The sequence below is a fragment of the Pseudomonas sp. PIC25 genome, from assembly GCF_002286785.1.
Classification (GTDB): Bacteria; Pseudomonadota; Gammaproteobacteria; order Pseudomonadales; family Pseudomonadaceae; genus Pseudomonas_M.
Genome location: NZ_MUJY01000097.1, coordinates 1 through 12,087, shown reverse-complemented (window position 1 = coordinate 12,087; position 12,087 = coordinate 1). Strand labels below are relative to the sequence as shown.

The 12,087-nt window shown below is 65.4% G+C and carries 8 protein-coding genes and 3 pseudogenes; 1 reads left to right on the top strand and 10 read right to left on the bottom strand.

Features of this window, described 5'->3' with window-relative positions:
* Positions 1-242 precede the first annotated feature (242 nt).
* The 3 genes and pseudogenes from BZL41_RS29415 to BZL41_RS11720 form a co-directional block, all read right to left on the bottom strand.
* Positions 243-773 (bottom strand): annotated as a pseudogene (locus tag BZL41_RS29415) (methyl-accepting chemotaxis protein); the annotation flags it as partial.
* 327 nt (positions 774-1,100) lie between these two features.
* Positions 1,101-1,457: pseudogene (locus BZL41_RS29410) on the bottom strand (HAMP domain-containing protein); the annotation flags it as partial.
* A 989-nt stretch (positions 1,458-2,446) separates the two neighbouring features.
* Positions 2,447-2,959 (bottom strand): ATP-dependent zinc protease, encoded by a 513-nt coding sequence (locus tag BZL41_RS11720; protein ID WP_256578143.1) that lies wholly within the window; start codon positions 2,957-2,959, stop codon positions 2,447-2,449.
* Between the two features lie 143 nt (positions 2,960-3,102).
* Between BZL41_RS11720 and BZL41_RS11715 the strand changes: the two genes are divergently transcribed.
* Positions 3,103-3,990 (top strand): acyltransferase, encoded by an 888-nt coding sequence (locus BZL41_RS11715; protein WP_095599461.1) that lies wholly within the window; start codon positions 3,103-3,105, stop codon positions 3,988-3,990.
* A gap of 109 nt (positions 3,991-4,099) precedes the next feature.
* On the opposite strand, the gene fdhA is transcribed toward BZL41_RS11715, so the two are convergent.
* The 7 genes and pseudogenes from fdhA to glyA all read right to left on the bottom strand — a co-directional run.
* Positions 4,100-5,299 carry a formaldehyde dehydrogenase, glutathione-independent gene (fdhA, locus tag BZL41_RS11710; RefSeq protein WP_095599460.1) on the bottom strand — a complete coding sequence of 400 codons (1,200 nt, stop codon included), beginning with the start codon at positions 5,297-5,299 and terminating at the stop codon, positions 4,100-4,102.
* A gap of 180 nt (positions 5,300-5,479) precedes the next feature.
* The gene (locus BZL41_RS11705) at positions 5,480-6,337 is read right to left on the bottom strand and encodes a formyltetrahydrofolate deformylase (RefSeq protein ID WP_095599459.1); all 858 of its coding nucleotides are present in this window, start codon (positions 6,335-6,337) and stop codon (positions 5,480-5,482) included.
* A 70-nt stretch (positions 6,338-6,407) separates the two neighbouring features.
* The gene (locus BZL41_RS11700) at positions 6,408-7,040 is read right to left on the bottom strand and encodes a sarcosine oxidase subunit gamma (RefSeq protein ID WP_095599458.1); all 633 of its coding nucleotides are present in this window, start codon (positions 7,038-7,040) and stop codon (positions 6,408-6,410) included.
* A 111-nt stretch (positions 7,041-7,151) separates the two neighbouring features.
* Positions 7,152-10,190 (bottom strand): sarcosine oxidase subunit alpha, encoded by a 3,039-nt coding sequence (locus BZL41_RS11695; protein WP_095599457.1) that lies wholly within the window; start codon positions 10,188-10,190, stop codon positions 7,152-7,154.
* Positions 10,187-10,513, bottom strand: a complete 327-nt coding sequence (locus BZL41_RS11690) for a sarcosine oxidase subunit delta (protein ID WP_084336065.1) — start codon at positions 10,511-10,513, stop codon at positions 10,187-10,189. Before BZL41_RS11690 ends, BZL41_RS11695 begins: the two co-directional genes overlap by 4 nt.
* An 11-nt stretch (positions 10,514-10,524) precedes the next feature.
* On the bottom strand, positions 10,525-11,775 hold the full coding sequence (locus tag BZL41_RS11685) for a sarcosine oxidase subunit beta family protein (protein ID WP_095599456.1): 1,251 nt from the start codon (positions 11,773-11,775) through the stop codon (positions 10,525-10,527).
* Positions 11,776-11,846: 71 nt separating this feature from the next.
* Positions 11,847-12,087 (bottom strand): annotated as a pseudogene (glyA, locus tag BZL41_RS11680) (serine hydroxymethyltransferase); the annotation flags it as partial.

The window sequence follows — 12,087 nt, the reverse complement described above, 5'->3', positions numbered from 1 at the left end:
TCAACCGAGGACTAAACATGAGCCTCTCAAATCGTCACAGGCAGAGCCGGTGACTCATGACCACGTCCTAAGGACGTGGTTTCCCAAGTTCAAATGAATCCGCACGCGCCCCCCCCGCTTTCCGTAGGAGCCAGCCTGCTGGCGAAGCTTCTGTGGTGGCTCCTTTCGCGAGCACAGCTCGTTCCTACCAAGAGCGAAACCCACCCGAGGCGGATTCATTCGCCCGACGACGCCAGGGGCAACTACCCCAGCCGGAACCGCCCGGTATTCCGCTCCAGCGCCTCGCTGCCCCGGCGCAGTTGCTCGGCGGCTTCGCTGACCGCCTGGGCCCCGGCCAGCAGGTGGCTGGCGGCCTGATCGACCTGTTGGATGTTGCCGCTCACCTCGTCGGCGGTGGCCGCCTGCTGTTCGGCGGCGGTGGCGATCTGGGCCAGGCGGTCGCTGACCCGCTGCACCGCCTCGGCGATGCTGTCCAGGTCCTCCCCCATCGCCAGTACGCTGCCGACATCGGTTTCGGCCTGGCGGAAGGCGTCTTCCATCAGGCCGACGGCCGCGCCGACCACTTTCTGCAGGTCCTCGACCGTCTTGCCGATTTCCTGGGTGGAGTCCTGGGTCCGCTGCGACAGGCTGCGCACCTCGTCGGCCACCACGGCGAAGCCGCGCCCCTGCTCGCCGGCGCGGGCGGCTTCGATGGCGGCGTTGAGGGCGAGCAGGTTGGTCTGCTCGGCGATGCCCTTGATCACATCGACGATGCGGTTGATCTGCTGGGTCTGCTCCCGCAGTTTCTGCAACGTGGCTGTCGTATCGCCCAGCCGCGCGCTGAGCTGGCGCATGCTGGCACTGGTGCGGGTGCTGCGCTGGTTGCTCTGCACAGCGATCTCGCGGGTCTGCCCGGCGTCGGCGGCGGCCTGCTCGCAGCTTTCCGCGACACTCTGCGCGGTGGCGGCCAACTGGGTTGCCGCGGTGGCAATCTGGCTCACCTGGCCCTGCTGCTGCTCCACCGCCCCGAGGGCGTCCTGGGCCTGGGCGTTGAGCAGTTGCACCGTGCCGCCCAATTGCCGGCTTTCCGTGTTGACGCCCTCCAGCGACTCGCGCAACTGCGCCACCGCCGTGTTCAGCGAGGCGGCAATGCCGGCCAGCTCGTCCTGGCCCTGCACCGCCATGCGCACACTCAGGTCGCCGGCACGCAAGCCATCCGCCGCCGCCGTGATACTCGCCGTGCTGCGCTGGATTGAAGCGTTCAGGCAGAACAGCACGTACAGCGCCAGCAAAGTCAGGACAGTGAAGGCCGCGACCACTTCGACCAGCACCGCCCTGTCCTCGTCCCGGTAGCCGGCGACCCGCTGGTCGAACTCGCCGAAGAGTGCCTGCTCGAAGTCCCGCAGGTCGCCCTCGAGCTGTTCCACCGCCTGGATGAACGCCTCGGGGGTCAGGGCGATGGGGTTGCTCTCGAACATCTCGCGGTCGATCCGCTCGAGAAAGCGGTCGAGGCCACCCTGGGCCCTGTCGCCGGGCTCACGCAGGGAAGCGGCTACCGCCGGTTCCTCCCGCTCCAGGGTAGTTCGCATTTTCTGCAACTGCGCACGCGACTCTTCCAGCGCGCGGCGCAGATCGCGGATCACCACCCGGCTCTGCAAGGTGAAATGCTGGGATATCACAGCGCCGTGTCCCTGGCTGGCGAAGCTGCCGAGGTTCTCCAGCAGGCGCGGCAGGCTCGCCGTGAGCTGCTCCATCATCAGGTAGGTATCAAGCTTCGGATCGAGGATCAGGCCACTGTCGGTGGCCACCTGTTCGCGTAACGCCGTCAGTTGCAGCAGTACCTTTTGGTAACGCTCCAGGGCATCCGGTAGCGCCATCCGGCCCACGGCCTCGACCGCCAGCTCACTGCGCATCCCCTGCAACGCCTCCAGTTGCCGCGTCACCGCGTCGCCCAGGGGCTCACGCTGCAAGGCCGTCTGGACTTGGGCCAAAGCCTCGTCGAGGGCACCCTCGCGCTGAGTCAGCAGGGCTTCGGCCTGCTTCTCGGTTCCCTTCCAGCGGGCGAACAGGGTGCGCTGTTCCAGCAGGGCCTGCTGCACATCGCTCAACGCCTGCACCGTGCGCATGCCGGCGCGCTCCTGGTCCATCAGCGAGAGCCGCTCGACATGGTCGCTGACGATGGTCCAGAGCGCGTAGCCCATGGGCAGCAGAAAGAGCAGGAAAACCAGTTGGAACTTGCGCGCGAAGCTGAAGCGTTCGAGAAGACGTACGCCCGGCTTGAGTACTCCAGTCATGCTGACACCTCAACGGATCCGGTACCGCGCCATCCGGGCCGCGGGAGAAAGGGACACGAAGCAAGAAACAGGCCGATTGCCATCATAGCTATCGGCCGTTTCCGAGGTTTCTGGAGTGAGAATAGGTTCTATACGGAAAACCGCCCGGGCGCGGGCGATTCACATACCGGACTTCAGCATTGCGGCTTGCCGACAGTGAACTTGCGAGCCGGGTCTACCGCCGCATCGAACTCGCGCAGCGCCTTGGCACCGATCAGCACCGGATAGTTGAAGGCGCTGCGGTCGGTCAGGTTGGCCTCGATGACGCGTCGTTCGCCACCCAGGCAGACTTCCAGGTCGATCACCGGGCGGCGGGAGATTTCGGCCTTGTCGCCCTCTTCGTCGTCTTCCTCGTCGGCGCGGTTCTTGATCTTGCTGATCCGGGCCAGGCGATGTTCGAAAAGAGTGTCGTCAGCGCCCTTGCCGGCCAGGCGGAAACGCACCCACTCCTCGCCGTCGCGCTCGAAGCGCTCGATATCCTTGGCCGACAGGGACGCGGTGCGGGCGCCGGTGTCCATCTTCGCCTTCATGACCTGACCGATCTCGGGCAGGCGGACGTACTCGTAGCGTCCGTACAGGGTGGGGTCCTTGGCAGCGAAGGCAGTCAACGGCAACAACAGGCAGGCGGAGAGAAAAGCGTACTTCACGAAGGGTTCCCCCAAATTCAAGCGACAGTGGCTAGGACCCGGACCCCGGTGAATCGTTCGGCCGCCGGTCGCGGCGCCGCTTCGCTTGGTCTCGGGCGTGAGCCTGCTTATCATGGGCCGCCCGCGCACCACAAGGAGTTGCCATGCGCCGCCTGTTGACCGGCCTCGTCGTCATCCTGCTGCTGTTGCTCAATACCCTGGTTCTCATCGGCCCGATGATGCTGCTAGCGCTGCTCAAGCTGGTGCTGCCCGGACAGCGTCTGCGCGACCTCTGTTCTCGCGGCGTGATGTGGATCGCCGAGACCTGGGCGGAAATCGACAAGCTGATCTTCGCCACCTTCACCCCGACGATCTGGGATATCCGCGGCGGCGAGAACCTGCGCCAGGACACCTCCTACTTGGTGATCAGCAACCACCAGTCCTGGGTCGATATCCCGGCGCTGGTCCAGGCGTTCAACCGCAAGACGCCCTACTTCAAGTTCTTCCTGAAGAAGGAGCTGATCTGGGTGCCCTTCCTCGGCCTCGCCTTCTGGGCGCTGGACTACCCATTCATGAAGCGCTATTCCAAGGCCTTCCTGGAAAAGAACCCGCACCTGAAAGGCAAGGATCTGGAAATCACCAGGACCGCCTGCGAGCGCTTCAAGCGCATGCCGGTGACGGTGGTGAACTATCTGGAAGGAACCCGCTTCACCCCGGCCAAGCAGGCCCAGCAGGGCTCCCCCTATCGGTACCTGCTCAAACCCAAGGCAGGCGGCGTGGCCTTCGTGCTGGCCGCTCTCGGCGAGCAGCTCGACGCCATTCTCGATGTCACCCTGGTCTACCCGGAGGGACGCATCCCCGGCTTCTGGGACTTGGCCAGTGGGCAGGTCTCCAAGGTGATCGTCGACATCCACACCCGGCCGCTGGACCCGGCGCTGTGGAGCGGCGATTACGAAAACGACCCGGAATTCCGCCAGTTCGTGCAGGGCTGGGTGTCGAAGCTGTGGGAAGAGAAGGACGCGCGCATCGGAGCGCTGCGAGCGGAGTCATAGGCAACTGCAAGCTGCAAGCTGCAAGCTGCAAGCTGCAAGCTGCAAGCTGCAAGCCAGAGCGTAGAACACCTCCGGCTTGCAGCTTGTGGCTTAAGGCTTGCCGCTGTTTTTAAGCTGCACTGAACGTCTTGTGCGGATCGATGACGAATTTCTTCGGCACGCCGGCATCGAACTCGCCGTAGCCCTTGGGTGCGTCGTCCAGGCTGATCACCTGTACGCCGACCACTTCGGCGATGTTGATGCGGTCCCACATGATCGCTTGCATCAGTTGGCGGTTGTACTTCATCACCGGGGTCTGGCCGGTGTGGAAGCTGTGCGACTTGGCCCAGCCGAGGCCGAAGCGGATGCTCAGACTGCCGATCTTCGCCGCCGCGTCCACCGCACCCGGGTCTTCGGTCACGTAGAGGCCGGGGATGCCGATCTTGCCGGCCACGCGGGTAACCTGCATCAGCGAGTTCAGCACCGTTGCCGGTGCTTCGTGCTGAGCGCCCTGGTGACCATGGCCACGCGCCTCGAAGCCCACCGCATCCACCGCGCAGTCCACTTCCGGCTCGCCCAGCAGATTGGCGATCTGCTCGTGCAGCGGAGTGTCCTGGGACAGGTCGGCGATTTCGAAGCCCTGGGCCTTGGCGTGCTGCAGGCGCACCGGGTTGACGTCACCGACGATCACCACCGCGGCACCGAGCAGGCGGGCGGAAGCAGCGGCGGCGAGGCCGACCGGGCCGGCGCCGGCCACGTACACGGTGCTGCCCGGGCCAACGCCCGCGGTAACCGCGCCGTGGTAGCCGGTGGGCAGGATATCGGACAGACAGGTCAGGTCACGGATTTTCTCCATGGCCTTGTCGCGCTCCGGCAGCTTGAGCAGGTTGAAGTCGGCGTAGGGAACCAGCACGTACTCGGCCTGGCCGCCAGTCCAGTCGCCCATGTCGACGTAGCCGTAGGCACCGCCGGCACGTGCCGGGTTGACGGTCAGGCAGACACCGGTGTGCATTTCCTTACAGGAACGGCAGCGCCCGCACGCGACGTTGAAGGGGACGGAAACCAGGTCGCCGATCTGCAGGTTCTCCACGTCACTACCCTTCTCGATCACCTCACCGGTGATCTCGTGGCCCAGCACCAGGCCGACCTGGGCGGTGGTACGACCGCGTACCATGTGCTGGTCGGAACCGCAGATATTGGTGGAAACCACCTTGAGGATGACCCCGTGCTCGATCTTGCGACCGCGCGGGTCCTGCATCTTGGGATAGTCGATCTTCTGGACCTCGACCTTGCCCGCGCCGAGATAAACGACACCACGATTACCAGACATGCGTTGTTCTCCTTTCTTGTTGTGAAGGCGGAGGCGCAGCCGGCGGCCGCGCGGCCCCGTTCGGAACATCTGTCGGCTTTGTCGAAGCGCCAAGGACGGCGCCAAAAGGTGAATCGGTATGTGCAGAGGCGAATTCATTCGCCCTGCTTGAAGTCTGCTGCTTGCAGCTTTTCGCTGCTCTTAAAGCACAACTGTGCGGTTGGCGTGGAGGAACACACGCCGTTCGAGGAAGTAGCCCACTGCCTTGGCCAGGGTCAGACATTCGATGTCGCGGCCCTTGGCGATCAGGTCTTCCGGATAGTGGGAATGGTCCACCGGCTCGACGCCCTGGGCGATGATCGGGCCCTCGTCGAGGTCGTTGTTGATGAAGTGGGCGGTGGCTCCGACCAGCTTGACGCCCTTCTGGTACGCCTGGTGGTACGGCTTGGCGCCCTTGAAGCCGGGCAGCAGCGAGTGATGGATGTTGATCGCGCGGCCGTCCAGCTTGCGGCACAACTCGGGCGAGAGCACCTGCATATAGCGGGCGAGGATCACCAGCTCGGCCCCGGTTTCTTCTACCACCTGCATTACCCGGCGCTCCTGGGACGGCTTGTCGTTGGGGTCGAGCGGGAAGTGGTAGTAGGGGATGCCGTGCCAGCGCGCCAGGGGCTCAAGGTCCGGATGGTTGGAGACCACAGCGGTGATATCCATCGGCAACTGGCCGATGCGCTGGCGGTAGAGCAGGTCATTCAGGCAATGATCGGCCTTGGAAACCATGATCACCACCTTGGCGCGGTAGCCGGGCGGGGTCAGCTCGGTGCTCATGTCGAACGGCGCCACCCGCTCGGCCAGGCCGGCGCGGAAGACCGCCTCGTCGAAGCCCTGCGGCGCGCGGAACTCGATGCGAATGAAGAAACGACTGGCCAGGCGGTCGTCGAAGCTGTGGTGCTCGGTGACGTAGCACCCCTGTTCGAACAGGTAGCGCGTCACCACGTCCACGGTACCGAGCAGACTCGGGCTATGGGCGGTGAGAATCCAGGTATCGGGGGTGCGGCTCATGTCGATCTCCCAGGCTGCTCGGAGTATGGGGTGAATGGCTGGCAGGCCTGCCAGCCATTCACCCTGCGGCTTACGCCTCGATCGCCAACCCGAACTCGGCGCTGGCGTCCTGCAGCCAGAGCCAGATGTAGTCGGCGAAGCTGCGCCGAACCACCAGCTCCCAGGTCTCCTCGGCGGTGTGACGGATCACCAGCTGGGTCTTGGCGAAATTGGTTCCCACCGCCTTGCCCACCGGGAAATTGCTCGGATGGACGTCGTAGGAGGTGGATTTCATCAGCATCTCGCGAACCTTAGGACCGCTCAGTTCGAGCAGGGTCTGGCCGCCGCTGACGTTGACCACCGCATAGTGCAGCTCGTTGCCGAGGGCCTCGCGCAGACGCTGCTCGGTGGCGAACTCCTCGCCACGCGGGACGATCAGCAGCCACTCGTCCGGGGCCAGCCATTGCAGCGAGAGGGTGCCGTTGGCAACCAGGGTCAGCGCCACCGGCAGCTCGACGCCGAGGGCTTTGTGCACGCCGCCGGCGAAGGCCGGGTCCCTGGCATCGCCGCGCAGGGTCAGATGGCCGAGCAGCTTCTTCTCGCGCAGGTGCACACCGGCACCGGATTTGCCCTTGCCCACCAGCTCGGCGAGGCCAGCGTGGTGCAGCGGGGATTGCCCTTCGATCTTGTCCGGGCGTTGTTTGTAGACGTTGACTGCGGTCATGGGAATTCTCTCATTCTGTTTCGCCGGACACCGTGGGAGCCAGCTTGCTGGCGAGCCACGGGTCGGGACCATTCGCCAGCAAGCTGGCTCCTACAGGGTCATGCGTCTGCTTCAAACGTTCTGCCGCTCTCCCTTTGGGTCATAGAACACCGAAGACACGATCTCCGCCTCGATCACGCTGCCGTCGGCCAGGGGTGCGAAGACCCGCTCGCCCATGCGCTTGAGGCCGCCCTTGACCACCGCCATGGCGAAGCTGTGGCCCATGGTGGCGCTCATGTAGCTGGAGGTGACGTGGCCGACCATGGTCATGGGGATCGGCTGCTTGGGATCGAACACCAGTTGCGCGCCTTCCGGCAGGACCTTGAGCGGATCGATGGGCTTGAGGCCGACCAGTTGCTTGCGGTCTTCGCGCAGGCAGTCCTCGCGGTTCATGCCGCGCCAGCCGATCCAGGAGAACGGCTTGGTGCGGCCCACGCACCAGCCCATGTTCAGATCGTCCGGGGTCACCGAGGCATCGGTGTCCTGGCCGACGATGATGAAGCCCTTCTCCGCACGCAGCACGTGCATGGTCTCGGTGCCGTACGGGGTCAGGTCGTACTTCTTGCCGGCCTCGATCAGCTTTTCCCAGACGCCCAGGGCGTAGTCGGCCTGCACGTTCACTTCGTAGGAAAGCTCGCCGGTGAAGGAGATACGGAACACCCGCGCCGGTACGCCGGCGACGTTGCCCTCTTTCCAGGTCATGAACGGGAAGCCGTCCTTGTCCAGGTCGATATCGGTCACCTCGGCCAGCAGCTTGCGGCTGTTCGGGCCGGACAGGGTCATGGTCGCCCAGTGATCGGTGACCGAGGTGAAGTACACCTTCAGCTCCGGCCATTCGGTCTGGTGGTACAGCTCCAGCCACTGCAGCACGCGAGCGGCGCCGCCGGTGGTGGTGGTCATCAGGAAGTGGTTGTCGGCCAGACAGGCGGTCACGCCGTCGTCGAAGACCATGCCGTCTTCCTTGCACATCAGGCCGTAGCGCGCCTTGCCCACGTCCAGCTTGGTCCAGGCGTTGGTGTAGACGCGGTTGAGGAACTCACGGGCGTCCGGGCCCTGGATATCGATCTTGCCGAGGGTCGAGGCATCGAGGATGCCGACGCTGTTGCGCACCGCCAGGCACTCGCGGGCCACGGCGGTATGCAGGTCCTCGCCCTTCTTCGGGAAGTACCAGGGACGCTTCCACTGGCCGACGTCCTCGAACTCGGCACCGTTGGCCACGTGCCAGGCCTGCATCGCGGTGTAGCGCTTGGGCTCGAACAGGTGTCCGCAGTGACGGCCGGCCACGGCGCCGAAGGTCACCGGGGTGTAGTTCGGGCGGAACATGGTGGTGCCCATCTGCGGGATGCTGATCCCCATCGAACGGGCGGCGATGGCCAGGCCGTTGATGTTGCCCAGCTTGCCCTGGTCGGTACCGAAGCCCAGCGCGGTGTAGCGCTTGACGTGCTCGACCGACTCGAAGCCTTCGCGGGTGGCCAGTTCGATGCCGGCGGCGGTGACGTCGTTCTGCAGGTCGACGAATTGCTTGGGCGCACGGGCCGTGGGCTTCTCGTGGGGGACCTGGAACAACGCGATAGCCGCTTCCTCGATACGCTTCTCGGTGCGCGGCAGATTGCCCGCCGTCGCCTTGAAGCCGGTCTCGGCAGCCGCCTTGACGCCCGCCTCGAAGCCGTTGGCGATCACGTCGCCGAGCTTGAACACACCGTTCACCGCACCGGCGTCGATGCGCTTCTGCAAACCGTTGCTGCCGCCGGGCACGAAGGCCAGGATGTCTTCACGCCATTCCGGACGGCCGCCCAGGTGCGACGCCAGGTGCACCACCGGGCTGTAGCCGCCGGAGCTGGCGATCAGATCACAATCCAGCCACTCGCCGGGGCTGGTGACTTTCATCGCCACCGGGTCGATGGCAGCCACACGGGCGGCTTCCACCCGCTTGCCGCCGCGCACGTCGATCACCGAGCTACCGGTGAGCACGCGCACGCCGCGGGAACGTACCTCCTCGACCCAGCTGCCGCGCGGGTTGGAGCGCGCATCGGCGACCGCCACCACCTGCAGGCCGGCGTCCAGCCAGTCGAGAGCGGTGCGGTAGGCGTAGTCGTTGTTGGTGGCCAGGACCAGTTTCTTGCCCGGCGCCACGCCATAACGGCGTACGTAGGTGGAGACGGCACCGGCCAGCATATTGCCGGGCACATCGTTGTTGGCGTACACCAGCGGCCGCTCGTGGGCGCCGGCGGCCAGCACCACCCGGCCGGCACGCACACGGTGCACGCGATGACGGGCCTGGGGCGCACCGAAGGCGCCCAGCGGAGCGGTTTCGCCGAGGTGATCGGTGCGGCGTTCGTGGATGGTGAGGAAATTGTGGTCGTGGTAGCCGTTCACCGTGGCGCGCGGCAGCAGGGTCACTTCCGGCAGGGTCTTCAGTTCGGCGACCACCTTGGCGACCCATTCCGCGGCGGGCTTGCCGTCGAGGGTCTCACGGGTATCCAGCAGGCTGCCGCCGAACTCTTCCTGTTCATCGGCGAGGATCACCCGCGCCCCACTGCGGCCCGCGGCCAGGGCCGCGGCGAGACCGGCAGGGCCGGCGCCGATCACCAGCACGTCGCAGTGCTGGTTGATGTGGTCGTAGATGTCCGGGTCGTTTTCCAGCGGCGCGCGGCCAAGGCCGGCGGCCTTGCGGATGTACTTCTCGTAGGTCATCCACAGCGACGAGGGGTACATGAAGGTCTTGTAGTAGAAACCGGGCGGCATCATCTTGCCGCCGACCTTGCCGAGAATCCCCATCAGGTCGTTGTTGACGCTCGGCCAACCGTTGGTGCTGGCTGCCACCAGGCCGCCGTACAGTGCTTGCTGGGTGGCGCGCACGTTGGGAATCTGGGTCTCTTCGCGGGAGCCGATCTGCAGCACGGCGTTCGGCTCTTCGGCACCGGCGGCGACGATGCCGCGCGGGCGGGAATATTTGAAGCTGCGGCCGATCACATCGACGCCGTTGGCCAGCAGGGCCGCGGCCAGGGTGTCGCCGGCGTAGCCCTGGTAGGTCTCGCCGTTGAAGGTGAAGGTCAGCGGCTGGCTGCGGTCGATGCGGCCGCCACGGGACAGACGATTGACCTGGCTCATGCCGTTACTCCTTTCGCTACGGGCTTCTTCTCGCTACCGCCAGCCTCGGTCACGCTGGGCTTCTCGCCGATCTTGTAGGTCTCGAGAATTTCGTAGCTGATGGTGTGGCGGGTGGCGTTGAAATACTTGCGGCAACCGGCCGCGTGCAGCCACAGCTCATGGTGCAGGCCGCGCGGGTTGTCGCGGAAGAACAGATAGTCGCCCCACTCCTCGTCGGTGCAGGCGTTCGGGTCCAGCGGCCGCGCGATGTGCGCCTGGCCGGCGGCGTGGAACTCCTCTTCGGAGCGCAGTTCGCCACAGTGGGGACAGAAAATATGAAGCATGGCGAGTCTCCTCAGTGCGCCACGGCGGCGGCGCCGTGTTCGTCGATCAATGCGCCGGTATGGAAGCGTTCCAGGGCGAACGGCTTGGCCAGCGGATGCATCTCGCCGGCAGCCAGGCTGGCCGCGAATACGTGACCCGAACCCGGGGTGGCCTTGAAGCCTCCGGTACCCCAGCCGCAGTTGAAGAAAAGGTTCTTCACCGGCGTCTTGGAAATGATCGGGCAGGCGTCCGGGCTGGTGTCGACGATGCCGCCCCACTGGCGGTTCATGCGCACCCGGGACAGGATCGGGAACATCTCGACGATGGCCTGCAGGGTGTGTTCGATGGTCGGGTAGGAGCCGCGCTGGCCGTAGCCGTTGTAGCCGTCGATACCGGCGCCGATGACCAGATCGCCCTTGTCAGACTGGCTGATGTAGCCGTGCACGGCGTTGGACATGATCACGCTGTCGATGATCGGCTTGATCGGCTCGGACACCAGCGCCTGCAGCGGATGCGATTCGATCGGCAGGCGGAAACCGGCGAGCTTGGCCATATGCCCGGAGTTACCGGCGGTGACCACGCCGACGCGCTTGGCGCCGATGAAGCCGCGCGTGGTCTCGACGCCGATCACAGCGCCGTCCTGCTTGCGGAAGCCGATCACTTCGGTCTGCTGGATCAGATCGACACCGGCGGCGTCGGCGGCGCGGGCATAGCCCCAGGCCACTGCGTCGTGACGGGCGACACCGCCGCGACGTTGCACGGTCGCGCCCATGATCGGATAGCGGGTGTTCTTGCTGCAGTCCAGGTAGGGAATCTCGGCGGCCACCTGCTCGGCATTGAGCAATTCGCCGTCGATGCCATTGAGGCGGTTGGCACTCACCCGGCGCTCGGAATCGCGCATGTCCTGCAGGGTGTGGCAGAGGTTGTAGACCCCGCGCGGCGAGTACATGACGTTGTAGTTGAGGTTCTGGGACAGGCCCTCCCACAGCTTCATGGCATGTTCGTACAGTTGCGCCGACTCGTCCCACAGGTAGTTGGAGCGGACGATGGTGGTGTTGCGCGCGGTGTTGCCGCCGCCCAGCCAGCCCTTCTCAACCACCGCGACGTTCTTCACGCCGAATTCCTTGGCCAGGTAATAGGCCGTGGCCAGGCCATGGCCGCCGCCGCCGACGATGACCACGTCGTAGACCGGCTTCGGCGTGGGATTGCGCCACATGCGCTGCCAATTCTCATGGTGGCTGAGCGAGTGCTTGAACAGGCCGAAGCCGGAATAACGTTGCATCTGTAGGCTCCTGGTTTCATTCCCCTCCCCCGCTTACGGGAGAGGGTCCGGGGGAGAGGGTCGCTTGCTGCTCAGCGGTAGACCGGATAGTCCGCGCAGAGCCCGGCCACCTGGGCGGCCACCTGCGCCTCGACATCGGCATCGCCGAGGTGATCGAGGATGTCGCAGATCCAGCCGGCCAGCGCCACGCACTGGGTTTCCTTGAAACCACGAGTGGTGATCGCCGGCGTGCCGATGCGGATGCCGGAGGTGACGAACGGCGACTGCGGGTCGTTCGGCACGGCGTTCTTGTTCACCGTGATGCCGGCGCGG